Source organism: Streptomyces sp. NRRL S-340 (assembly GCF_000720185.1).
GTDB lineage: Bacteria > Actinomycetota > Actinomycetes > Streptomycetales > Streptomycetaceae > Streptomyces.
In genome coordinates, this window is sequence record NZ_JOIY01000006.1 from 39,032 (window position 1) to 62,432 (window position 23,401).

The window sequence follows — 23,401 nt, forward strand, 5'->3', positions numbered from 1 at the left end:
GTCGGGAAGGGAGCACCCTGGAAGGAGGTGTTCGTGGAGGTGATGGTCATGATGAAGACGGCCGTGGGATGGCACGTGGAGCTGGAGTTCGAGGAGGACGGCCAGCACACGCGGGCGGTGGCGATGGTCCGTCTGCCCGACGGCAGCGAGGTCCGGGCGCACGGCCGGGCCAGCCGGCACCGCACCGACTCCGACCAGCCGCGCGTGGGCGAGGAGATCGCCGGCGCCCGCGCCCTCAACGAGCTCGCCATGGAACTGCTCACCAAGGCGCACGAAGAGATCGACAGCGCGTCGGGTCGTACGTCCTCGCCCATCCACGTCTGACGGGGGCGGGCCGGGTGCGGGACTGCCGGGCGGCCGGGCGCGGGGCGGTCAGGCCGGGCGCGCCGTCGCCGTGCGCACCGCCCGTACCAGCGCCTGGGCCCGGGGGTCCGCCGTCACGCTCGTACGGAAGCCGTTGGTGACGTAGCCGAAGGCGATGCCCGAGTCCGGGTCGGCGAAGCCGAGGGCGCCGCCGCGGCCCGGGTGACCGAAGGAGCCGGGGCCGAGCAGCGGGGACGCGCTGCCGTGCAGCATGTACCCGAGGCCGAACCGGGTGCCCACGACCAGCACCCGGTCGGGGCCCGCCGACCGTTCGGCGCGGGCCAGTTCGGTCGTCTCCGGTGCGAACAGGCGCCTGCCGCCGTCCACCTCGCCGATCAGCGCCGCGTAGAAGCGGGCCAGGCCGTCGGCGGTGGCGATGCCGTTGGAGGCGGGCAGGAGCGCCGCGCGGAAGGCGTCGCCGTTCTCGTCGGGCAGCGGGGTGATCGCCGCGAAGGCGCGGCGGGTCAGCGACCTGGGATCGGCGTACGCCTCGGCCACCGCCGGCTTGGGCCGCAGCCGCGGACCGCCCGCGGACTCGGGCGCCTCGACCGGTCCGACCCGGCCCACGCGTCCGGCCTCGTGCCCGGGCAGCCCGACCCACAGCCGCGCCCCCGCCGGTGCGGCGATCTCGCGCGCTATCCACGCGCCGATCGGCTCGCCCGTCACCCGCCGCACCAGCTCGCCGGTCAGCCAGCTGTACGTCTGCGCGTGGTAGCCGTGGTCCGTGCCCGGCTCCCACACCGGCGCCTGGGCCGCCACCGCACGGGCGCCGAGCGCCGGATCGGCGGCCTCGGCGGGCGTGAGCGGGCGGTCCAGGACCGGTACGCCCGCCCGGTGGGCGAGCAGGTGCCACACCAGCGTGCGCTCCTTGCCCGCCGCCTTGAACTCGGGCCAGTACGCCCCGACCGGCGCGTCCAGGTCCAGCTCCCCGCGCTGGTGCAGCAGCAGGAGCACGGCCGCGGCGATGCCCTTGGTGGCCGAGCGCACGACCTGCGCGGTGCCCTGCTCCCAGGGAGCTGGGGGCTCGCCCGCACCGGGCGCGGCGTCGACGTCCCGGGTCCCGGCCCACAGGTCGACGACCTTGTGCCCGTCCCGGTACACCGCGAGGGCCGCGCCCCGCTCGCCGCGCGCGGTGAAGTTCTCGGCGAAGGCCCGCCTGACCGGCTCGAAGCCCTCGGCCACCGCGCCGCTCACGTCCACGCCCACGTCCGCACTCCCGTCACTCATCACTCGTATCCGCCGACCGCCTGCGACAGTGAGTGCAACACGGGCGCTACGCCTGCGATTCCTCGGGGTCAGGCGTCCGTCGTCACCGAGCGCGGGTCGAATCCGAAGGGGAGTTCCAGGCGGTGGGCGCGCATCAGCGCCTCGTCGCGGAGCAGGGTGCCGGTCGCGTCGTCCGCCGCGATCACCCCGTCGCTGAGGACCAGCGCGCGCGGGCACAGTTCGAGGGCGTACGGCAGGTCGTGCGTGACCATGAGGACGGTGACGTCCAACGAGCGCAGCACGTCGGCCAGTTCACGGCGGGAGGCCGGGTCGAGGTTGGAGGACGGCTCGTCCAGGACCAGGATCTCCGGTTCCATGGCGAGCACCGTCGCCACGGCGACCCGGCGGCGCTGGCCGAAGGAGAGGTGGTGCGGGGGGCGGTCGGCGAAACCGGCCATGCCGACCCGTTCCAGGGCCGTGCGCACCCGCTGCTCCAGCGCGGGCCCCTTCAGGCCGGCCGCCGCCGGACCGAACGCCACGTCCTCGCGCACGGTCGGCATGAACAACTGGTCGTCCGGGTCCTGGAAGACGATCCCGACCTTCTGCCGGATCTCGGCCATGTGCTTCTTGCCGACGGGCAGCCCGGCCACCTTCACCGAGCCGGCGCCGCCGCCCAGGATGCCGTTGAGGTGCAGCACGAGCGTGGTCTTGCCGGCGCCGTTCGGGCCGAGCAGTGCCACCCGCTCCCCGCGCGCGATCGAGAAGTCCACGCCGAACAGGGCCTGGTGTCCGTCGGGGTAGGCGAAGGCGAGGCCGCAGACCTCGAGGGAGGGCGCGGCCGGGGAAGCCGGGGAGTTCACAGTCACGGCGTCCATCTCACACCATCCATCCCAGCAGGCAGACGACGAGTGCCGCCGCGGGCAGGGCCAGCGCGGACGACCACTGGGCCCGGGAGGCGGTCACCTCGTCGATGACCGGCATGGAGCCGGTGTAGCCGCGGCTCACCATGGCCAGGTGGACGCGCTCGCCGCGCTCGTAGGAGCGGATGAACAGGGCGCCCGCGGACTTGGCGAGCACGCCCCAGTGCCGCACGCCGCGCGCCTCGAAGCCGCGGGAGGCGCGGGCGATGCGCATGCGCCGCATCTCGTCGGTGATCACGTCGCCGTAGCGGATCATGAAGGAGGCGATCTGCACCAGCAGCGGCGGGAGCTTGAGGCGTTGCAGGCCCAGCAGCAGTTCCCGCAGCTCCGTCGTGCTCGCCAGCAGGACGGACGCGGCGACGCCGAGGGTGCCCTTGGCGAGCACGTTCCAGGCGCCCCACAGGCCGTTCACGCTCAGCGAGAGCCCGAGGACGTGCACCCGCTCGCCCTCGGCCACGAACGGCATCAGCACCGCGAACGCGACGAACGGGACCTCGATCAGCAGCCGGCCGAGCAGGAAACCGGCGGGCACGCGGGCCACGGCGGCGGTGGCGCCGAGCAGCACGGCGTACAGGGCGAACGCCCACAGGGCCTCGCGCGGGGTCGACACCACGACGACCACGAACGCGAAGGCGGCGGCGAGCTTGGTGTGCGGCGGCAGCGCGTGCACCGGCGAGTTCCCCGGCCGGTAGAGCCGGTGGGCGTGTCCGGCGCCCATCAGGCCGCGGCCCGCGAGGAGGGCTCGGCGTCCGACGTACGGCGCCTGCGGACGACCCAGAAGACGCCGCTGCCGACGGCGACGGTGACGCCGACGCCGATCACGCCCGCGAGGCCGCCGGACAGCCGGGCGTCCGAGACGTCCTTGACGCCGTAGTCGGCGAGCGGGGAGTCCGCGGAGGCGTGCGGCTCCTCCTTCTTGTCGATGCCCTTGTCGTGGGCGACCTTCTCCAGGCCGTCGGGGCTGGCGGAGGCGTAGAAGCTGACGAACCCGGCGAGGACCAGCGAGGTGACCAGGCCGGTGATCCACAGCTTGCGGTGGGACCCCGCGGCGGCGGGGGCCGGGACCGGCGCGGCGGCCGGGGCGTCGACCAGTTCGCCGTTCACCCGCAGCTTCAGGCGCTGCTCCAGTCCGCGCGCCCCGTACACCAGGTCCGGGCGTACGGCGATGACGGCGCCGACGGTGAGCGCGGTGATCGCGGCCTCGCCGATGCCGATGAGGACGTGCACGCCGATCATCGCGGTGGCGACCTTGCCGATCGCCACGTCGGTGGTGCCGCCCACGGCGTAGATCAGGGTGAAGGCGACGGCGGCGGCCGGGACCGAGACCAGCGCGGCCACGAAGGAGGCGACGGTGACGGTGCGGCGCCGGCGCGGCAGCACCTTCACCAGGCCGCGGAAGACGGCGTACGCCACGACCGTGGTGACGATCGCCATGTCGGTGATGTTGACGCCGAGCGCGGTCAGCCCGCCGTCCGCGAAGAGGATGCCCTGCATGAGCAGGACGACCGAGACGCACAGGACCCCCGTGAAGGGGCCCACGAGGATCGCCGCGAGCGCTCCGCCGAGCAGGTGGCCGCTGGTGCCGGCCGCGACCGGGAAGTTGAGCATCTGCACCGCGAAGATGAACGCGGCGACCAGGCCCGCCAGCGGCGCGGTCCGCTCGTCGAGTTCCCGGCGGGCGCCCCGCAGGCTGACCGCGACGGCACCGGCGGCGATCACCCCCGTGACGGCGGAGGTGGGGGCGTTGATGAATCCGTCAGGCACATGCACCGTTCGATGATAGTGGCCTGTTGCGAACCTCTTGCAAGAGCGAGGGGCTGTGCATCTGCGGCCGGGGGGCGGCGCATCGGACGAAAAAGGAATAAATCGATATATATGGGACATTGGTAAGGGAACCGAAAAGTGCCTCCTGGTGAGGTCACTGAGTGTGAGGGGTCGTCCGATGGCTGTGGTCGAACAGTACGCGCGAGCCCGTATCGTCACCGAGGACGACGAGTCCGAGGAGCACTGCGCCGTCCCGGTCCTCCTGCGCTACGACCCGCGGGACGACCCGCGCGCGGTCCGGATCGCACTGCCCGGCGCGCATGAGTGGACGTTCCCCCGGTCGCTGCTCGAACAGGGGCTGCGCGCGCCGACGGGCACCGGTGAGGTGCGGGTGTGGCCGTGCGGCCGGGTGCAGGCCGTGGTCGAGTTCCACTCGGCGCGCGGCGTCTCGGTGGTGCAGTTCGAGACGAAGACGCTGTTCAGGTTCCTGCGGCGGACCTACAGCGCGGCGGCGACGGAGATGGTCCACCGGTAGGGTCCGCGGCCGTCGCGGCGGTCAGCCGCCCTTCTTCAGCAGGGCCGCCACGATCGGGCCCGCGGTGTCGCCGCCGTGGCCGCCCGCCTGCACGACGCCCGCCGCCGCGAGATCACCGCGGTAGGCGGTGAACCAGCCGTTCGGCTTCTTCTGCCCGTCGACCTCGGCGGAGCCCGTCTTCGCGCCGTAGTCCGGGCCGAGCCCGGCCATGGCCTGGGCGGCGGTGCCCGAGGAGGCCGTGTACGCCATCAGCTCCCGCAGCTGGGCCAGCGTGGACGCGGACAGCGTGCGCGAGGCCGTGGCCCGCTTGCGGTGGTCGGTGTCCGGGGAGACCAGGTACGGCTGGCGGAAGGTGCCCGAGCGGACCGTCGCGGCCACCGACGCCATGTTCAGCGGGTTCATCCGGACCCCGCCCTGGCCGATGAGCGAGGCCGCCTTCTGGGCGGCCGACTGCACCGGCACCGCGCCGTCGAAGGACGGCACCCCGATCGCCCAGTCGTCCCGCGCCAGGCCGAACACGTCCTGGGCCTGCCGGGTCAGGTCGTCGTCCTTCAGCTTGCCCGCCTGGCTGATGAAGGCGGTGTTGCAGGAGCGGGCGAAACTCGCCTTGAACGTGCCGCCCTTGATCTCGAAGTCGTCGTCGTTGTGGAACTTCCAGCCGCCGTAGGTGAACGTCTTGGGGCACGGGTGTTCCTTGTCCGCGGACGCCAGCCCCTTGTCGATCAGCAGTGAAGCGGTGATGACCTTCATCGTGGAGCCGGGTGCCAGGGAGCCCTGCAGGGCGGTGTCGAAGCCGTGGCCGCTGTTGGCCACGGCGAGGATCTCCCCGGTGGAGGGGCGCACCACCACGACGGAGGCGCGGTCGCGCCGGGACACCTCCCGCTCGGCGGCCGACTGGAGCGACGGGCTCAGCGTCGTGCGCACCGTGCCCGGGGTGCCCTCGCTCAGTTCGGCGAGGGTCTTGTCCGAGAGCCCGGCCTTCTTCGACGCCTTGCCGCGCACCACCCGCAGCTCGACGCCCGCCCTGCCGCCGGCCGTCCTGCCGTACTTCTCGCGCAGCCCGTCCAGGACCGAGCCCAGCGACGGGTAGGCCGCGGTGGTGATCGCGCCGCCGTCCCGGTCGAGAGCCTTGACCGGCGGGGTGCCCGACTCGCCGGTGACCAGGGTGTCGCCGTCCTTCAGGTCGGGGTGGACGACCGCCGCGTGCCAGTCGACGACCGGGGCGCCGTCGGCCGCGCGGCGCACGACGGTCAGCGCGCTGTCGTACCTCAGCGGCTTGCTCACGCCCTTGTACGCGACCGTCGCCTTCACGGAGAAGGGGACCTTGCCGCCGCTCGGGGTGCCCTGGGTGAGCGTGACGTTCTCCAGGTGCGCGTCCTTGGCGTAGCCGGCCAGCAGCGCACCGGCCGCCGCGGCGTCGCTGGTGGCGGCCGCGGCCCGGGACGGCCTGCCCTGCTGCCAGGCCGTCAGGAACCGTCCCGCGGTGGTCTGCGTCTCCAGGGCCGTCACCGGGCCGGTCTTCACCTTCTTGTGCGCGCCGGCCGCGGTCCGGCCCTCGGCCTCGGCACCGCCGCCGGACAGCGTGTAGGCGCCGACCGCGACACCGCCCACGACCACGGCGATCACCCCGCCGACCACGGCGGGACCCGTCCTCCGTCGCTCGGCGACGCGCCTTCTCTTGCCCACTGCCGTCCGTCCTCCGCGATTCCGGGCCCCCGGAGCCCCCGCTGCCGTCGTCCTCGTCCGCACCGGCGTCCCGCGCGGTCCCGCGCGGCCCTTGTGCCGCGCGGACGCGACGACGCCCACCACCCTAGGGTCACGCCCCCGGGGGACGGCCGCCGCGAGCCGTCCGTAGCCAACCTGCGACAAACGGCGCGACGGCGCACGCCCGGCGGGGCCGGGTGGCTCAAGGGCGGGCGCGGCGGCGGACACGCGCCGGGGCACGCCGGGCGGCACGCCGGCACTCGCGCCGTCGGGAGCGTGCACGCCCCCCTGCGGCTCGCGGCGCGGCACCCGCGGGCGCGGGCCTCCGCCGGGGCGCCGGGCGCGGGCCTCCGCCGGGGCGCCGGACGCGGAGGCTCCCCACGCCCCGGCCCGCAGCGCGCGGGCTCTGCACACCCCGGCCCGCAGGCGCGCGGCGGCACGGGGCGCTCGTCGTCGGGAGCGTGCGCGCCCCCCTCGGCTTGCGACGCGGCATCCACGGGCGCGGCCCTCCGCCGGCCCGCCATGCGCCAAGGCCCCACATCTCGGCTCCTCGTGCCGCGCCCCCGGGCCGCACCCGTCCTCACGGCTCCCGCGCCCGGCCCACCGCGTGCCTGCCCGCGCGGCGTGCTCAGCCGGCCGCGCGCAGTACCGCCGCCACGATCGGGCCGGCCGCGTCGCCGCCGTGGCCGCCCTCCTGGGTCATGGCCGCCGCCGCCACGTCGTTGCGGTACCCGGTGAACCAGCTGTTCGACTTGGCCTGCCCGTCCACCTCGGCGGAGCCGGTCTTCGCGCCGATGCTGCCGCTCAGCCCGGACATGGCGGCGGCCGCGGTGCCGGTCGTGGCGGTGCGGTGCATCATCTGCCGCAACTGGGCGACGGTGCCCGCCGGCAGGCCCTTGGCCGTCGCCAGGGTGCGGTCGTCGAGGCCGGCCGGGACCAGGACGGGCTGCCGGAAGCCGCCCGTCATCGCGGTCGCCGTCACCGAGGCCATGTTCAGCGGGCTCATCTGCACCTGGCCCTGGCCGATCAGGTTGGCGGCGGTGTCCGGGCCGCCGGAGGCGGGGACCGAGCCGTCGAAGGACGGGATGCCGGTCTTCCAGTTGTCCCGGCCCAGCCCGAACCGGTCCTGGGCCTCCTTGGTGAGGGAGTCCGTCTTGACCTCGTCGGCGTACTTCACGAACGCCGTGTTGCACGAGCGCGCGAAACTCTCGGAGAGGGTGGCGTGTTCGTTCGGCGTCATGCCCTGGAGGTTGTGGAACGTCTGGCTCTGCCAGACCGCCCTGTCGGGGCAGGGCGCCGGGCCGGAGGCGGTGGTGATGCCGTTGTCGATGAGCGTCGCGGCGCTGATGATCTTCATCGTGGACCCCGGCGCCAGTCTGCCCAGGAACGCCGCGTTGAAGGCGTCGTCGCGGTGGTTGGCGACCGCCAGCACCTCGCCGGTGGAGGCCTTGACGGCCACGACGGAGGACTCGGCGAACTTGGTCACCGCCTTCTCGGCCGCCGCCTGCGCGCTCGCGCTGAGGGTCGTACGGAGCTTGCCGGGGCGGCCCTTGGCGAGGGTGAGGAGCGGGGTCTCGGCGGCCTCCGCGTCCGCGTGGTGGACGCTCAGCTCGACGGACGGGGTGCCGCCCGCCTTGTCGCCGTACTTGTCGCGCAGTTCGTCCAGGATCGGGCCGAGGGAGGGGTACTCGTCCTTGGTCAGGACGGTGCCGTGCCGGTCGACGGCCTCGATCGGCGGGGCGGCCGAGTCGCCGGTGACGAGCGTGTCGCCCTTCTTCAGCCGCGGGTGCACGAGGGCCGGCTGCCAGTCGACGAGCGCCCGGTGGCTGGTCTCCCCGCGCACCACGGTCAGCCTGCTGCTGTAGGCGAGCGGCGCGGACTTGCCGCCGTAGGAGACGGTCGCCCTGACCGAGAAGGGCACGGTGGTGCCGGCGGCGGCCCCGGGGGAGATCTTCACCCCGGTGATGTGCGCCTCGTGCCCGTAGGAGGACAGCAACTGCTGCGCGTCCTGCGGGAAGTTCGTGTACGTCGCGGCCTTCGCGGCGTCCCCCTGCTCCCAGGCCGCGAAGAACTTCGACGTGGTCTCCTCGACCTCGTCCCGGCTCGGCGGCCCGGTCCTGGCCGGCGCCGGCGCACCGGCGGTCGTGTCCCCCTCCAGCGCGGAGACGAAGTTGTACCCGCCGTACACCGCTCCGCCGGCCAGCACGACGACGACACCACCCACGACGGCGGCCTTGGTGCCCTTGCGCATCAGCGCGCTCCTCCCCGGTCCCTCCCTGGTGCCTTCGCCCGCGCGGGTTCGTTGAACGCGTTCAAAGACGCTGCGTGTCTCGCACTGTAGGCGAAACCGGGGCGCCGGTGGCGGCTGTTGCCGGATGGTGTCCGAAGAGAGATCGACCGATCCGTGTCAGACCCACGTATCCAGCCACATACGCGCCCGCCAGTCGTCGATGGGGATGGCGGTGCCCGTGTACAGGGGCCAGAAGTAGATGAAGTTCCAGACGACCAGCAGGACCAGGACCCCCGCGCCGGTGGCGCCGGCCACGCGGCGGGTGTCCGGGGCGCCGGGCGGGCCGAGCAGGGCGCCGGCCAGCATGGTGACGGCCAGGCAGAGGAACGGCACGAAGACGACGGCGTAGAAGAAGAAGATCGTGCGCTCCTGGTACAGGAACCAGGGCAGGTAGCCGGCCGCGACACCGCAGGCGATCGCTCCCGCCCGCCAGTCGCGGCGGAAGAACCAGCGCCACAGCACGTACACGAGCGCGGCGCACGCCGCCCACCACAGCACCGGAGTGCCCAGCGCGAGCACCTCGCGGGCGCACTTGTCACCGGCGCCGGACGGACAGCCCGCCGTACCGGGCGAGGGCGACTCGTAGAAGTACGACACCGGGCGGCCGTCGACGATCCAGCTCCACGGGTTGGACTGGTAGGTGTGCGGCGAGGACAGGCCGACGTGGAACTTGTAGACCTCCGACTCGTAGTGCCACAGGCTGCGCCACCAGTCCGGGAAGAGCCACGACCAGGAGCTGCCGCGGCCGTCCGTCGCCGCCCAGTTGCGGAAGTAGCCGCCGGTGCCGTCGGTGGGGGAGAGGATCCAGCCGGCCCACGACCAGACGTAGGTGACGACGGCGACCGGGACCGTGGCCAGGAACGCCCAGCCCAGGTCGTGGCGGACCACCGCCAGGTACGGGCGCCGGGCACCGGCCACCCGGCGGGCGCCGACGTCCCACAGGACCGTCATCACGCAGAACGCGACCAGGATGTACAGGCCGTTCCACTTGGTGCCGATCGCCAGGCCCATCATCAGACCGGCCGCCCAGCGCCAGGGACGCAGGCCCAGGCGCAGGGTGTCCGCCGTGTGCGCGTCGGGCCGGATCCGGCCGTCCGCGCCGGCGGGCAGGGCGGCGGCGAGTCTCGCTCTGGCCCGGTCGCGGTCGGCCAGCAGGCAGCCGAAGGCCGCGAGGACGAAGAACATCAGCACCCCGTCGAGCAGCGAGGTGCGGCTCATCACGAAGTGCAGGCCGTCCACCGCCATCAGCGTGCCCGCCAGGCAGCCGAGGAAGGTGGACCGGAAGAGCCTGCGGCCGATCCGGCACAGCAGCAGGACCGAGAGCGTGCCCAGCAGCGCGGTCATGAAGCGCCAGCCGAACGGGTCGAACCCGAACATCAGCTCGCCCAGTCCGATCACGTACTTGCCGACCGGCGGGTGCACGACGTACGACGCGTCGGTGGGCACGGCGACGTGGCCGCCGGTGCTGAGGATCAGGTCGTTGGCGTTCTTGTCCCAGTTGACCTCGAAACCGCGGTGGACGATCGCCCACGCGTCCTTGGCGTAGTACGTCTCGTCGAATATCACCGCCTTCGGGCTGCCCAGGTGCCAGAACCGCAGCACGCCCGCGAACAGCGTCACCAGCAGCGGGCCGCCCCAGTCCGACCAGCGGGCCACGCGCGCGCCGAAGGCCGGCGAAAGGCCCAGGGCCGCCCACAGCCGCGGGCCCGGCCGCGAGAACGGCGGCACCAGGCGCTCGCGCACGCCGGCCGCGGGCCCCGCGGGCCGCACCGTGTGGCCGAAACGGCGCAGCCGCTGCTGCCACGCCGGCCGCCGGTCGTGCGGGGCCGGGTCCTGCCGGGAGTCCGTGGAGGACGCGGTACTGGTCACCGCGCCATCGTAGGGAACGGCGCTGTGCGAGTCCCGTGCATGGGCGTGACCGGGTGGGGGCGCGTCCGCCGCCGCCCGTGCTTGAGAGGATGGGGGACGTGACAGGAACCCTTGTTCTGGCAGGTACTCCCATCGGCGACGTCCAGGACGCGCCGCCCCGGCTCGCCGCCGAGCTGGCGGACGCGGACGTGATCGCCGCCGAGGACACCCGGCGGCTGCGCCGCCTCACGCAGGCGCTCGGCGTCACCCCGCGCGGGCGCGTCCTGTCCTACTTCGAGGGCAACGAGTCCGCCCGCACCCCGGAGCTGGTCGAGGAGCTGCTGGGCGGGGCGCGGGTGCTGCTGGTCACGGACGCGGGCATGCCGTCCGTGTCCGACCCCGGCTACCGGCTGGTCGCGGCGGCCGTCGAGAAGGACGTGCGGGTCACCGCCGTCCCCGGGCCGTCCGCCGTGCTGACCGCGCTGGCGCTGTCCGGGCTGCCGGTCGACCGGTTCTGCTTCGAGGGGTTCCTGCCCCGCAAGACCGGCGAGCGGCTCGCGCGGCTGCGGGAGGTCGAGGGCGAGCGGCGCACGCTCGTCTTCTTCGAGTCCACGCACCGCATCGAGGAGACGCTCGCGGCGATGGCCTCGGTGTTCGGCGCCGACCGGCGGGCCGCCGTGTGCCGCGAGCTGACCAAGACCTACGAGGAGGTCAGGCGCGGCGGGCTCGGCGACCTGGCCGCGTGGGCGGAGGCGAACGGGGTGCGCGGCGAGATCACGGTCGTGGTCGAGGGCGCCCCGGACAAGGGGCCCGAGGAGATCGGCGCCGAGGAGCTGGTGCGGCGGGTGCGCGTCCGGGAGGAGGCGGGCGAGCGGCGCAAGGAGGCCATCGCGGCGGTCGCCGCCGAGGCCGGCCTGCCCAAGCGCGAGGTGTTCGACGCGGTGGTGGCGGCCAAGCACTCGGGGTGACCCGGCGCCCGGCCCCCTGGGGACGCTCGGGCCCCCGCGCCGGGCACGCCCGTGCCCCGGCACCCCGGGCACGCCGGCACGCTCTCGCCTCACGCCGGCCGTGGCGCTCTCGCCCCGCGCCGGCGGTGGCGCGACCGCCCCGCACTCCGGGTGACGCCGTCAGTACGCGTCTTGACGGACGGCGGGCCGCGCCGCGCCGGGAGACCTCGCTCACACCCCCGCTGAGCAGGGCGTATCTCCCATGAGCGCGCGCCCCATGCGGGAGTAAAGCGACGTTTCGGGAAAGCAAAGCGACACCTGCCGTTCAGGGGACGCTTGGGCAAGCGCCGCCCAAATCGGGTCCAACACTCGGCAGGACCGGTGCGTTCACGCCGGGTGGAGGCGTCCACTGGGGGAAGGGACGCACCCGTCCCTTCGTCCAGCGGACACGAGGAGCTGGCATGAGTGAGATCGCAGGGCAGGCCGCCCTCCGCGGTTCGGCCACCGCCGTCGTCAACGAGTCGTACTCCTTCGCCTGCATGCGCTGCGGGCACGGATGGGAGCAGTCCTACGAGATAGAGCACCACACGGACGCCGACGGCAACGAGTTCGTGCTGTACGTGGCGGACGGCCGCATCGTGCCGTCGCCGCTGTCGAGGCCCAGCTGCAAGAACTGCGACGGCCACGTCGTGCGCATCATGCGGGCCGGCCGGGTCTCCTCGGCGCAGAGCCATCTGCACGAGCACGAACAGGCCCGCCACCGGCGGCAGGCGCCCGCGGGACCGGTGACGGACCCACTGTCCGAGTCCGCGCCCGGGGAGGAGGCGGCGGCCCGGAAGCCGGAGGAGCACCACTGGCACCTGTCCGACCTGTTGCACCCGTTCCACCGCAAGGAGGGGTGACGGCGCCGGGAGCCTGGCGCCGGGGAACCTGCGGGACCCGGCCGGGCATGCCCCTTCCGTAGGATCGGGGCATGCCCTCGAACGCCGACAAGGCCGACAAGAACGCGGCGCCCCCGCTCCCCGAGCCGCTGCGGATACCGGTCGCCGACTCCCACACCCACCTCGACATGCAGTCCGGCACGGTGGAGGAGGGCCTCGCCAAGGCCGCCTCGGTGGGCGTGACCACGGTCGTCCAGGTCGGCTGCGACGTGCGCGGCTCGCAGTGGGCCGCCGAGACGGCCGCCGCCCACGACAGCGTGCACGCGGCGGTCGCCCTGCACCCCAACGAGGCGCCGCGCATCGTCCTCGGGGACCCCGACGGCTGGTCGCGGCAGGGCGACCGGCGGCCGGGCGGGGACGCGGCCCTGGACGACGCGCTCGCCGAGATCGACCGCCTGGCCGCCCTGGACCACGTCAAGGGCGTGGGCGAGACCGGCCTCGACCGCTTCCGCACCGGGCCGGAGGGCATGGCGGCCCAGGAGCGGTCCTTCCGCGCCCACATCGAGATCGCCAAACGGCACGGCAAGGCGCTCGTCATCCACGACCGCGACGCCCACGCCGACGTGCTGCGCGTCCTCAAGGAGGAGGGCGCGCCCGAGCGGACGGTGTTCCACTGCTACTCCGGCGACGCGGAGATGGCCGAGGTGTGCGCCCGGGCGGGCTACTTCATGTCCTTCGCCGGCAACGTCACCTTCAAGAACGCCCAGAACCTGCGGGACGCGCTCGCGGTGGCCCCGCTGGAGCTGGTCCTGGTGGAGACCGACGCGCCCTTCCTCACCCCGGCGCCCTACCGCGGACGGCCCAACGCCCCCTATCTCGTGCCGGTGACGGTGCGCGCGATGGCCGCGGTGCGGGGCATCGGCGAGGACGCGCTGGCCACGGCCCTCGCCGCCAACACCGCACGCGCCTTCGGCTACTGACACCGCCGGCGTCCGGTCCGGGTGGACACGGAGCGTAGTGGTGCCGCTTTGGAGAGTGACGGCGGCTCCGCTAGGTTCTGGGGACCCTGATCTCGGTCCCGGGAGTGTGTCGGTTGAGCAGCACGCCGTACGAGACGTACGAGGCGTACGAACGCCACGGCGCGTATGAGCGGCCCACGCCGTACGAACGCCACGCACCGTCTCCGCCGTACCCGCCGCAGGGGCCCCACGGGACGGCGTACGAGCCGCAGGGACCGGCGTACCGGACGCGCGAGACCTACGCGGCCGAGGCGCGGGGGACCGGTGAGGCGGCGGGGGCGTACGAGCCGTCCGCGCCGGTGCAGGAGCCGCCGCCCGGTCACCTCCCGGGGCCGTACCCCGCGCCGGCACCTCCCTACCAGGACACCTACCGGCCCGCCTACGAAGCCGCCGCTCGGTCCCTCGCCGCCCGGCCGTCAGCGGCCGTCCCAGCCCGGCCGCCCGTCGCCGCCCCGGTGGTGCCGCGGCAGACGGGCGGCCGGGGCGGGCGCCGGCGTGCGCGGCGGCGCGGTCCGCGCCCCGCGTACCTGCCGGAGGCGGGCGTGCGGCGGCTGTTGCCGCAGGCCCTGGTGGTCGCCTTCCTGGCGGGCGGCACCACCGCGTTCGTCGCCGACGACAAGGCGGTCGACCTCAGCGTCGACGGCAGTCCGCGCAGCCTGCACACCTTCGCCGACGACGTCTCGGAACTGCTCGCCGACGAGGGCGTGCGCGTCGGGGAGCACGACACGGTGGCCCCGGCCCCGGGCGCGGCGCTCACCAGCGGCGAAGAGGTCGTGGTGCGCTACGGGCGTCCGGTACGGCTCACACTCGACGGGCACCGGCGCGAGGTGTGGACGACGGCGCGCACGGTGGAGGGAGCGCTCAGGGAGTGGGGGGTGCGCGCGGAGGGCGCGTATCTCTCGACCGCGCGCTCCCGGCCCATCGGACGCGCCGGACTCACGCTCGACGTCCGCACCGAGCGCGCCGTCACGGTCATGGCGGACGGCCGTCCGCGCACCGTCCGCACCAACGCGGCGACCGTGCGGGAGGCGGTCGAGCAGGCCGGGGTCACCCTGCGGGGCCAGGACACCACCTCCGTCCCGCCGGACAGCTTCCCGCGCGACGGGCAGACGGTCACCGTGCTGCGGATCACCGGGGGCCGCGAGGTGCGCGAGGAGGCGATCCCGTTCCTCACCCGGCGCACCGCCGATCCCACCCTGTTCCGCGGTACCGAGGTCGTCGAGCAGACCGGACGGCCCGGGGTGCGCCGGGTCACGTACTCGCTGCGCACCGTCAACGGCGTGCGGCAGCGGCCGCGGCGCGTGGAGTCCGTGGTGGTGCGCGCGCCCCGCACGCAGATCGTGAAGGTCGGCACCCGGCCGCATCCGCCGTCGGTGCGCGGCACCGACCACCTGAACTGGCAGGGGCTGGCGCAGTGCGAGTCCGGCGGCAGGCCCGACGCCCAGGACCCGTCCGGCACCTACGGCGGCCTCTACCAGTTCGACCAGGGCACCTGGCACAGCCTCGGCGGCACCGGCCGCCCCCAGGACGCCCCGGCCGAGGAGCAGACGTACCGGGCGAAGAAGCTCTACGTCCGCCGGGGCGCCGCTCCCTGGCCGCACTGCGGCGACCGCCTGCGCTCATAGGACAGGCGGGTCCCCGCGCTCCTGGGACAGGCGGCCGCCCGCGCTCCTGGGACAGGGGAAGCCCCGCCGGCGGGCCGGGCGGCAGGACCTGCCCGCCGGGGCGGGCGGCACAGCACGCTCGGGCGGGGCGGGCGCCGGCGCCCCGTACCCTTGTGCCGTGAGCAGCCCCATCCCCGACGCCCTGCTGGGCCCCGCCGACGTCCGCGAGCTGGCGGCGGCCCTCGGCGTCCGCCCCACCAAACAGCGCGGCCAGAACTTCGTGATCGACGCGAACACGGTCCGCCGTATCGTCCGCACCGCCGGCGTCACCCCCGAGGACGTGGTCGTCGAGGTCGGGCCGGGGCTCGGCTCCCTCACCCTCGCCCTGCTGGAGGCCGCCGACCGGGTCACCGCCGTGGAGATCGACGACGTGCTGGCCGCCGCGCTGCCCGCCACGATCGCCGCGCGCATGCCCGGGCGCGCCGACCGGTTCGCGCTGGTCCACTCCGACGCCATGCACGTCACCGAGTTGCCGGGCCCCGCCCCGACCGCGCTGGTGGCGAACCTGCCGTACAACGTCGCCGTCCCGGTGCTGCTGCACATGCTCGAAGCCTTCCCGAGCATCGAGCGCACCCTCGTCATGGTGCAGGCGGAGGTCGCCGACCGGCTGGCCGCCGCCCCCGGCTCGAAGGTGTACGGCGTCCCGTCGGTCAAGGCGAACTGGTACGCCGAGGTCAAGCGCGCCGGAGCCATCGGCCGCAACGTGTTCTGGCCCGCTCCGAACGTCGACAGCGGCCTGGTGTCCCTGGTCCGCCGCGGCGAGCCGCCGAAGACCACCGCCACCAGGCGCGAGGTCTTCGCGGTCGTCGACGCGGCCTTCGCCCAGCGCCGCAAGACCCTGCGGGCCGCGCTGTCCGGCTGGGCCGGATCGGCGGCGGCGGCCGAGGCGGCGCTGGTGGCCGCCGGTGTCTCCCCGCAGGCGCGCGGCGAGTCGCTGACCGTGGAAGAGTTCGCGCGGATCGCCGAGCACCGCGCCGCCTGACCCGAGGAGCCCGAAGCCCAGTGAGCGTCACCGTCCGCGTCCCCGCCAAGGTCAACGTCCAGCTCGCGGTGGGCGCCGCCCGCCCCGACGGCTTCCACGACCTGGCCAACGTCTTCCTCGCCGTCGGACTGTACGACGAGGTCACCGTCACCGAGGCCGACGAGCTGCGCGTCACCTGCGAGGGCCCGGACGCCGCCGAGGTCCCCCTGGACCGTACGAACCTCGCCGCCCGCGCGGTCCTCGCGCTCGCCGAGCGGCACGGCCGCGCCCCCGCCGTGCACGTCCACATCGCCAAGGACATCCCCGTCGCCGGCGGCATGGCGGGCGGCAGCGCGGACGGCGCGGGCGCGCTGGTGGCCTGCGACGCGCTGTGGGGGACCGGGGCGTCCCGTGACGAACTGCTGGAGATCTGCGCCGGGCTGGGCAGCGATGTGCCGTTCTCCCTGGTGGGCGGTGCGGCGCTGGGCACCGGACGCGGCGAGAGGCTGACGCCGCTGGAGGTCGGCGGCACCTTCCACTGGGTGTTCGCGGTCGCCGACGGCGGGCTGTCCACGCCCGCGGTGTACGGCGAGTTCGACCGGCTGGCGCGGGGGCGGGAGATTCCCGGCCCGGTGGCCTCGGCGGACCTGCTGGCCGCGCTGGCGAAGGGCGACGCCCACGCGCTGGCCGCCACCCTCACCAACGACCTCCAGCCCGCGGCCCTGTCCCTGCGCCCGTCCCTGGCGGACACCCTCGCGGCGGGGCGTGCGGCGGGCGCGCTGGCGGGGCTGGTCTCGGGGTCGGGGCCGACGACGGCGTTCCTGGTCCCCGACGAGGAGACGGGCGCGCGGGTGGCCGAGGCACTGCTGGCCTCGGGGACGTGCCGGGCCGCCCGGACCGCGGCGGCTCCGGCAGCCGGGGCGGCGGTCGTGTGAGCTGCGGGCGCCGTGTTGCGGCCCGCCGGTCGCGCTGACGCGATCCCGCCGCCCGCCTCTCCACTGGAGCCACGCCTTTCCGATCACGTCATCACGGGGAGTGATGACACTCCCACGCCCGGACCCCCCTCCCGCAGGCCCTACGCTTGAAAGCCGATCCATCCCCCCGGGCAGGAGTGAAATGGCCGTCAACCTGGTCAATGTCGAGAACGTCAGCAAGGTGTACGGCACGCGTGCCCTGCTCGACGGTGTGTCGCTCGGCGTGTCCGAGGGTGACCGGATCGGTGTCGTCGGGCGCAACGGCGACGGCAAGACGACCCTGATCCGGATGCTGGCCAAGGCGGAGGAGGCCGACAGCGGGCGGGTCACCCACTCGGGCGGCCTGCGGCTCGGCGTGCTCACCCAGCACGACTCGCTCGACCCGGAGGCGACCGTCCGCCACGAGGTCATCGGTGACCTGGCCGATCACGAGTGGGCGGGCAACGCCAAGATCCGCGACGTGCTGACCGGACTGTTCGGCGGGCTCGACCTGCCGGGCTTCCCCAAGGGCCTGGACACCGTGATCGGCCCGCTCTCCGGCGGCGAGCGGCGCCGCATCGCGCTGGCCAAGCTGCTCATCGAGGAGCAGGACCTGCTCGTCCTGGACGAGCCCACCAACCACCTCGACGTCGAGGGCATCGCCTGGCTCGCCGGGCACCTGCGCGAGCGCCGCTCCGCGCTCGTCTGCGTCACCCACGACCGCTGGTTCCTCGACCAGGTCTGCACCCGCATGTGGGACGTGCAGCGCGGCACCGTCTACGAGTACGAGGGCGGCTACTCCGACTACGTCTTCGCCCGCGCCGAACGCGAGCGCATCGCCGCCACCGAGGAGACCAAGCGGCAGAACCTGGTCCGCAAGGAGCTGGCCTGGCTGCGGCGCGGCGCCCCCGCCCGGACCTCCAAGCCCCGCTTCCGCATCGAGGCCGCCAACGAGCTGATCGCCGACGTCCCCCCGCCCCGGGACAGGAGCGAGCTGATGAAGTTCGCCTCCTCGCGGCTGGGCAAGACCGTCTTCGACCTGGAGGACGTGACCGTCCAGGCCGGGCCCAAGGTGCTGCTGGAGCACGTCACCTGGCAGCTCGGCCCCGGCGACCGCATCGGCCTGGTCGGGGTCAACGGCGCGGGCAAGACCTCCCTGCTGCGGGCCATGGAGCAGGCGGCGCGCACCGGGGGCGAGACGCAGCCCGCGGGCGGCCGGATCGCCGTCGGCCGGACCGTCAAGCTGGCCTACCTGTCCCAGGAGGTCGCCGAACTCGACCCCACCTGGCGGGTCCTGGAGGCCGTGCAGCGGGTGCGCGAGCGCGTCGACCTGGGCAAGGGCCGGGAGATGACCGCCGGGCAGCTGTGCGAGACGTTCGGCTTCGGCAAGGAGAAGCAGTGGACGCCGGTCGGTGACCTGTCCGGCGGTGAGCGCCGGCGGCTGCAACTGCTGCGCCTGCTGATGGACGAGCCCAACGTCCTCTTCCTCGACGAGCCCACCAACGACCTCGACATCGAGACCCTGACCCAGCTGGAGGACCTGCTCGACGGCTGGCCCGGCTCGATGATCGTCATCTCCCACGACCGGTTCTTCATCGAGCGCACCACCGACACGGTGCAGGCGCTGCTGGGCGACGGCACCCTGCGGATGCTGCCGCGCGGCATCGACGAGTACCTGGAGCGGCGCCGGCGCATGGAGGAGCAGGCGGCGGCCGCCGCCTCGGCCGCGGCCCCGGCCGCGGAGAACTCCGCACCCGACAGGAGCGCCGCCGAACTGCGCGCGGCGAAGAAGGAACTCCAGAAGATCGAACGGCAGTTGGACCGGATCTCCGACAAGGAGGGCGCCCTGCACGCCCGGATCGCGGAGAACGCCACCGATTTCGCGAAGGTGGCCGAACTCGACGCCGAACTGCGGGATCTGGCGGCGGAGCGCGAGGAACTGGAGCTGCGCTGGCTCGAACTCGCCGAGGACGCGTAGCGGGGGACCACGGCGCGCACGACGGGGCGCGCCGTGTGGAAGACGCGTGAAGGTCTGGACAGGCGCGCGTAACGAGGCCATCACGGGCCGGTTCTCCCTTGGGAACAGGGGCGGTCGGGGCGCGGTGACTGGTCGGCGGCCAGTGATAGAAAGGGCCGTCCGGGCCCTGCCCGGAACCGTCCGCGTACGACTCTGCGTCCACCACGGATCTCAGGGCGTGGCTAAAAATCAGTGAACGAGGGGGGAACGCGCTGATGACTCAGCCGCCCAGTCAGCCGCCGCAGGGTGGCTTCGGAGCACCGCCGCCACAGGACGGGCCTTCGCAGCCGCAACCAGCGCAGCCGGGCGCGTTCGGCGCTCCCGGGGACCCCCGGCAGGCGCCGCCCCCGCCCCCGGCCCAGCCGCCCCAGGACGCTCCGCCGGCCCCGTCGGCTCCGCCGTCCGGCCCGCCGCAGCCCCAGCCCGGGTACGGCTATCCGCAGCAGCCGCAGCCGGGTTACGGCTACCCGCAGCAGCCCGGCCCGCACGGCCAGTCCGGCCCGTACGCCCAGCCGGGCCCCTACGCCCAGCCGGGCCCCTACGGCACTCCCGCACCGGGTGCCCCCGCACCCGGCCCCTACGGGCCGCCGCAGCAGCCGGGGCCGTACGGGCAGCAGCCCGGATACGGACACCCGCAGCCGCAGTTCCCCGGCGCGCCCGGCACCCCGCCGGCCGGCGGCGGCTCGCGCAGCCCCTTCAAGGGCAGGCCCGCCGTCGTCATCGGCGCGGCGGTGGCCGCGCTGCTCGTGGTCGGCGGCACGGTGTGGGCCGTCACCGGCCGCGACGGCGGCGACAAGAAGCCGGTCGCCGAGAAGAGCGGCGACGCCGTGGCGTCGGGCTCGGCCGGCGCGTCCGACGCGCCGGTCAACCCGGGGGACGGCAGCGGCGACGGCGACAAGGGCTCCAGTGACCTCAACGCGGGCCGCAAGCCCGGCGAGGCCCGGGTCCTCTGGTACAAGGAGGCCCCGGACGCCCCCGGCAGCGGCGCCGACGCCCCCGGGATGTGGATCACCGGCAAGACCGCGGTGAAGGCCGCCTACAAGCAGCTCTTCGCGTACGACGTCGCTGACGGCAGGCCCACCTGGGCGCCGGTCGCCTTCCCGCAGAAGATCTGCGCGGTGACCGGTCAGAAGACGGCCGACGACAAGGTCGTCGTGGCGTACATGAGCGGCACCAGCGACCGCGCCAAGTGCAACCAGCTCCAGCAGATCGACCTGAACACCGGCAAGAAGGGCTGGACGGCGACGGTCGCCGACGGAGCGCTCTTCGACAGCGCGCTCACCGTCGAACTGTCCCTCACCGGCAAGACGCTGATGGTGGGCCGCTCGCAGTCGGGCATCGCGTACAACGTCGACACCGGCGCCAAGATGTACGAGAAGACGCGGTACGGCCAGGCCTGCTTCCCGACCGCGTTCGCGGGCGGCGCCCGGCTCGTCCTGGTCGCCTCCTGCGGGGCCGGCGGCGCCGACGCCCACGACGAGGTGCAGGAACTCGACCCCGCCACCGGCAGGGTCAGGTGGACCCGGAAGATCCCCAAGGGCTGGTCGGTCCAGCGCACCTACTCCGTCGACCCGCTGGTGCTGTACTCCACCGACGAGGACAAGAAGCACTGGAACCTGTCGACGCTGAACAGCGACGGCTCCGTGCGTTCGCAGGCCGACGTGAAGGGCACCTTCGCCCCTGACTGCGGCTGGGCCATCCTCAACCGCGACCTCCAGGGCTGCCAGGGCGTGGCGGCCGACGCCGACACCCTCTACCTGCCCACCAAGCAGACCACCGGGCCGAACGAGATCGTCGCGGTCAACCTCTCCACCGGCAAGGAGAAGTGGCGGGCCAAGTCCCCCTCGGACACCTCGATGATGCCGCTGAAGGTGGAGAACGGGCAGCTCATCGCGTACGTCGAGCCGTCGTACGACCAGGGCGGGCAGATCGTGTCCCTGGCGGCGGGGGGCGCGGACCACGCCCCGGTGAAGCTGCTCCAGAACCCGCAGGGCACCGCGGAGATCGAGAACGGCTTCTTCTCCCGGGACGTCGACTGGGTCGACGGACGGTTCTACATCTCCACCAGCCGGCTGAACGGCAACGACAAGTCGAAGGAGAAGCTGATGCTCGCCTTCGGCAAGTGAGGCGGCCCGGCCACCGGCAGGACGGTCCGTGCGCCACGGCGCCGTCCCCGGCCTGCCGGCTTCATCTCCTTCACCGTCCTTTTCCGTCCCCGGCCCCCGGTCCCGTCCTCGGACCCGTGCCAGGTCCCGGTTCCGTCCCGGGGCCCGTGTCCGAACCCGGCCCCGGAGCCGCCCCCGTCGCCCAGAGGTGCATCCGCCCATGACCCAGCCGCCGCCCCCGCCGCCCCAGCAGCCGCCGCACCAGGGCGGGTTCGGCCCGCCCCCCGGCGGGCAGCCCCAGGACCAGCAGCCCGGACAGCCGGGCGTGCCGCCGCAGGCACCGCCCCCGCAGCCGGCACCGGGGTACGGCCACCCGCAGCCCCCTCAGCAGCCCCAGCCCGGCTACGGCTACCCCCAGGCCCCTCAAGCGCCCCAGTCGCCCCAGCCTCCCGCGGGTCACGGCTATCCCGGCGGTCCGCAGGCACCCGCCCCGAGCCCGTACGGCGCCCAGCCGGGTTACGGTCAGCCGGGCCAGCCCGCCCAGCCGGGTTACGGTCAGCCGGGCCAGCCCGGTCACCCGGGTTACGGTCAGCCGGGCCAGCCCGCTCAGCCGGTTTACGGTCAGCCGGGCTACGGTCACCCGGGGCAGCCCGGGTACGGCTACCCCGGGCAGCCCCCGGTCCCGGCGCAGCCGCACACCGGTGGGCCCGGCGGCGGCCCGGGCCGCAGGGACAACAGGCAACTGCTGATCATCGTCGCGGCCGTCGCCGCCATCGCGCTGATCATCGGCGGCGGCGTCTGGTACGCGAGTTCGTCCGGTGACAGCGGCAAGAAGGACACCGCGTCCTCCGGCGGTGCGACCGGCGGCGAGTCCGGTTCCGGCGGCACCTCGACGGGCGGCAAGGAGAAGGCGCCCTCCGACCCCGCCGCCAAGGTCCTGTACCGGCTCCCGATGCCCGCCGTCGACGACACGACGGCGACCACCGGCTCCTGGCTCACCGACAAGGTGTACGCCAAGACCGGCAACGCCGAGATCGGCGGCTACGACCCGGTCAAGGGCACCAGGCTGTGGACGCTCAAGCTGCCCGGCCCGGTCTGCCAGGCCACCCGCCACGTCACGGCGGACGGCCGGACGGCGATCGTGTACGAACCGGCCATGCCCACCAAGACCAAGCCCTCGCACGGCTGCAGCCAGGTCGCGGTGATCGACCTCACGGCGGGCAGGAAGCTGTGGACGCGGGTGGTGAAGGCCGGCGACGAGACGGTCAACCTGAACAACGTCACCATCGGCCGGAGCACCGTGGCCGTCGGCGGCACCGCGGGCGGCGCCGCCTTCAGCGTCGCGGACGGCAAGCCGCTGTGGAGCCCCAAGCCCGGCGACACCTGCTACGACGCCGGGTACGGCGGCGGCGAGAAGCTGGTCGCCGTGCGCAAGTGCGGCGCGTACGGCCGGCGCCAGCTGCTCATCCAGACCATCGACCCGGCCTCCGGGAAGGTGCTCTCGGAGTACAAGCTGGCCAAGGGCATCGAGTACGCGGGGATCGTCTCGACCGACCCGCTGGTCGTCGCGGCCGACCTCGGCGGAGACCACGGCATCTCCGACTTCTTCGCCGTCGACAGCGCGACCGGCAAGCTGCGCTCCCACATCAGCGCGCCCGGCGAGCAGTACGCGGGCCGCTGCGACGCGATCACCCGGATCGAGTACTGCGCGGGCATCGTGGCCGGCAACGACCGGCTGTACCTGCCGACCGAGCAGCACGACGGCAGCGGCGAGCACGGCCAGACCAACGAGATCGTCGCGTTCGACCTGGCCACCGGCCGGCAGACCGGCCAGCGCGGGGACGCGGGTGACGGCTACCAGATCTACCCGCTGCGCATGGACGGCGGGAACCTGCTCGCCTACAAGCGCCCGCCCTACGACAAGGGCGGCCAGGTGGTGAGCATCGACGGCAACAGCTTCAAGGAGACCGTGCTGCTGGAGAACCCGGCCACGCGCGACGTACGGGCCGCGGAGACCGGCATGTCCCCGGACTACGCGGAGTTCCTCTTCGGGCAGGGCCGTCTCTACATGTCGGCGGTCTACGCCCACAAGCAGCGGTCGTCGGCCTTCGGCAAGGAGTACCTGGCGCTGGTCTTCGGCGCGGGCGGCTGACCCGGCCGTCGCGCGTCGCGGTGCGGGGTGCTTCCGCGCGCCGGGTGTTTTCGGCGATCCGGGGCACTTCTG

General features: G+C 74.1%; 18 protein-coding genes. 11 read left to right on the plus strand and 7 right to left on the minus strand.

Annotated features, from left to right (window positions below; translation table 11 throughout):
• Positions 1-48 precede the first annotated feature (48 nt).
• A complete protein-coding gene (locus IG64_RS05840; RefSeq protein WP_037852975.1) occupies positions 49-324 on the plus strand; it encodes a DUF1876 domain-containing protein in 276 nt (91 codons plus the stop codon).
• Positions 325-372: 48 nt separating this feature from the next.
• On the opposite strand, the gene IG64_RS05845 is transcribed toward IG64_RS05840, so the two are convergent.
• The 4 genes from IG64_RS05845 to IG64_RS05860 all read right to left on the minus strand — a co-directional run bounded on the left by IG64_RS05845 (position 373) and on the right by IG64_RS05860 (position 4,259).
• On the minus strand, positions 373-1,590 hold the full coding sequence (locus tag IG64_RS05845) for a serine hydrolase domain-containing protein (RefSeq protein ID WP_107474168.1): 1,218 nt from the start codon (positions 1,588-1,590) through the stop codon (positions 373-375).
• 68 nt (positions 1,591-1,658) lie between these two features.
• Positions 1,659-2,444: an energy-coupling factor ABC transporter ATP-binding protein gene (locus IG64_RS05850; protein WP_051812415.1), complete on the minus strand. Its 786-nt coding sequence runs from the start codon at positions 2,442-2,444 to the stop codon at positions 1,659-1,661.
• Position 2,445: 1 nt separating this feature from the next.
• A complete protein-coding gene (cbiQ, locus tag IG64_RS05855; protein WP_037852733.1) occupies positions 2,446-3,207 on the minus strand; it encodes a cobalt ECF transporter T component CbiQ in 762 nt (253 codons plus the stop codon).
• Positions 3,207-4,259, minus strand: coding sequence for an energy-coupling factor ABC transporter permease (locus IG64_RS05860; protein WP_107474169.1), 1,053 nt, complete (start codon positions 4,257-4,259; stop codon positions 3,207-3,209). Before IG64_RS05860 ends, cbiQ begins: the two co-directional genes overlap by 1 nt.
• A gap of 172 nt (positions 4,260-4,431) precedes the next feature.
• Here IG64_RS05860 and IG64_RS05865 point away from each other — a divergent pair, with 172 nt between their 5' ends.
• On the plus strand, positions 4,432-4,788 hold the full coding sequence (locus tag IG64_RS05865; RefSeq protein WP_037852737.1) for an SsgA family sporulation/cell division regulator: 357 nt from the start codon (positions 4,432-4,434) through the stop codon (positions 4,786-4,788).
• A gap of 21 nt (positions 4,789-4,809) precedes the next feature.
• Here IG64_RS05865 and IG64_RS05870 read toward each other — a convergent pair whose 3' ends face one another.
• The 3 genes from IG64_RS05870 to IG64_RS05880 form a co-directional block, all read right to left on the minus strand.
• Positions 4,810-6,474, minus strand: coding sequence for a penicillin-binding transpeptidase domain-containing protein (locus IG64_RS05870; RefSeq protein ID WP_037852740.1), 1,665 nt, complete (start codon positions 6,472-6,474; stop codon positions 4,810-4,812).
• Between the two features lie 646 nt (positions 6,475-7,120).
• On the minus strand, positions 7,121-8,743 hold the full coding sequence (locus tag IG64_RS05875) for a penicillin-binding transpeptidase domain-containing protein (protein WP_037852742.1): 1,623 nt from the start codon (positions 8,741-8,743) through the stop codon (positions 7,121-7,123).
• 156 nt (positions 8,744-8,899) lie between these two features.
• Positions 8,900-10,651 (minus strand): dolichyl-phosphate-mannose--protein mannosyltransferase, encoded by a 1,752-nt coding sequence (locus IG64_RS05880; RefSeq protein WP_037852744.1) that lies wholly within the window; start codon positions 10,649-10,651, stop codon positions 8,900-8,902.
• 98 nt (positions 10,652-10,749) lie between these two features.
• Here IG64_RS05880 and rsmI point away from each other — a divergent pair, with 98 nt between their 5' ends.
• The 9 genes from rsmI (at position 10,750) to IG64_RS05925 (ending at position 23,329) form a co-directional block, all read left to right on the plus strand.
• Positions 10,750-11,598, plus strand: coding sequence for a 16S rRNA (cytidine(1402)-2'-O)-methyltransferase (gene rsmI, locus IG64_RS05885; RefSeq protein ID WP_037852746.1), 849 nt, complete (start codon positions 10,750-10,752; stop codon positions 11,596-11,598).
• A gap of 440 nt (positions 11,599-12,038) precedes the next feature.
• Positions 12,039-12,479 (plus strand): hypothetical protein, encoded by a 441-nt coding sequence (locus tag IG64_RS05890; RefSeq protein ID WP_037852747.1) that lies wholly within the window; start codon positions 12,039-12,041, stop codon positions 12,477-12,479.
• A 71-nt stretch (positions 12,480-12,550) separates the two neighbouring features.
• Positions 12,551-13,438: a TatD family hydrolase gene (locus tag IG64_RS05895; protein ID WP_037852749.1), complete on the plus strand. Its 888-nt coding sequence runs from the start codon at positions 12,551-12,553 to the stop codon at positions 13,436-13,438.
• Positions 13,439-13,551: 113 nt separating this feature from the next.
• Positions 13,552-15,102, plus strand: coding sequence for a resuscitation-promoting factor (locus IG64_RS05900; protein ID WP_107474170.1), 1,551 nt, complete (start codon positions 13,552-13,554; stop codon positions 15,100-15,102).
• A gap of 157 nt (positions 15,103-15,259) precedes the next feature.
• A complete protein-coding gene (gene rsmA, locus IG64_RS05905; RefSeq protein ID WP_037852753.1) occupies positions 15,260-16,123 on the plus strand; it encodes a 16S rRNA (adenine(1518)-N(6)/adenine(1519)-N(6))-dimethyltransferase RsmA in 864 nt (287 codons plus the stop codon).
• A 20-nt stretch (positions 16,124-16,143) separates the two neighbouring features.
• The gene (locus tag IG64_RS05910) at positions 16,144-17,037 is read left to right on the plus strand and encodes a 4-(cytidine 5'-diphospho)-2-C-methyl-D-erythritol kinase (protein WP_037852755.1); all 894 of its coding nucleotides are present in this window, start codon (positions 16,144-16,146) and stop codon (positions 17,035-17,037) included.
• 181 nt (positions 17,038-17,218) lie between these two features.
• Positions 17,219-19,033, plus strand: a complete 1,815-nt coding sequence (locus tag IG64_RS05915; protein WP_037852757.1) for an ABC-F family ATP-binding cassette domain-containing protein — start codon at positions 17,219-17,221, stop codon at positions 19,031-19,033.
• A gap of 254 nt (positions 19,034-19,287) precedes the next feature.
• Positions 19,288-21,198 (plus strand): PQQ-binding-like beta-propeller repeat protein, encoded by a 1,911-nt coding sequence (locus IG64_RS05920; RefSeq protein WP_037852759.1) that lies wholly within the window; start codon positions 19,288-19,290, stop codon positions 21,196-21,198.
• Positions 21,199-21,397: 199 nt separating this feature from the next.
• Entirely contained in the window at positions 21,398-23,329 is a 1,932-nt protein-coding gene (locus tag IG64_RS05925) for a PQQ-binding-like beta-propeller repeat protein (protein WP_037852761.1), read from the plus strand.
• Positions 23,330-23,401: the final 72 nt, after the last annotated feature.

Excerpts from the sequence above, each read along its gene's own strand:
- IG64_RS05920 (WP_037852759.1), top strand. The coding sequence starts at position 19,288 with ATGACTCAGCCGCCCAGTCAGCCGCCGCAGGGTGGCTTCGGAGCACCG.
- IG64_RS05925 (WP_037852761.1), top strand. The coding sequence starts at position 21,398 with ATGACCCAGCCGCCGCCCCCGCCGCCCCAGCAGCCGCCGCACCAGGGC.
- IG64_RS05865 (WP_037852737.1), top strand. The coding sequence starts at position 4,432 with ATGGCTGTGGTCGAACAGTACGCGCGAGCCCGTATCGTCACCGAGGAC.
- IG64_RS05840 (WP_037852975.1), top strand. The coding sequence starts at position 49 with ATGATGAAGACGGCCGTGGGATGGCACGTGGAGCTGGAGTTCGAGGAG.
- IG64_RS05895 (WP_037852749.1), top strand. The coding sequence starts at position 12,551 with ATGCCCTCGAACGCCGACAAGGCCGACAAGAACGCGGCGCCCCCGCTC.
- IG64_RS05890 (WP_037852747.1), top strand. The coding sequence starts at position 12,039 with ATGAGTGAGATCGCAGGGCAGGCCGCCCTCCGCGGTTCGGCCACCGCC.
- IG64_RS05850 (WP_051812415.1), bottom strand. The coding sequence starts at position 2,444 with ATGGACGCCGTGACTGTGAACTCCCCGGCTTCCCCGGCCGCGCCCTCC.
- IG64_RS05845 (WP_107474168.1), bottom strand. The coding sequence starts at position 1,590 with ATGAGTGACGGGAGTGCGGACGTGGGCGTGGACGTGAGCGGCGCGGTG.
- cbiQ (WP_037852733.1), bottom strand. The coding sequence starts at position 3,207 with ATGGGCGCCGGACACGCCCACCGGCTCTACCGGCCGGGGAACTCGCCG.
- IG64_RS05875 (WP_037852742.1), bottom strand. The coding sequence starts at position 8,743 with ATGCGCAAGGGCACCAAGGCCGCCGTCGTGGGTGGTGTCGTCGTCGTG.
- IG64_RS05915 (WP_037852757.1), top strand. The coding sequence starts at position 17,219 with ATGGCCGTCAACCTGGTCAATGTCGAGAACGTCAGCAAGGTGTACGGC.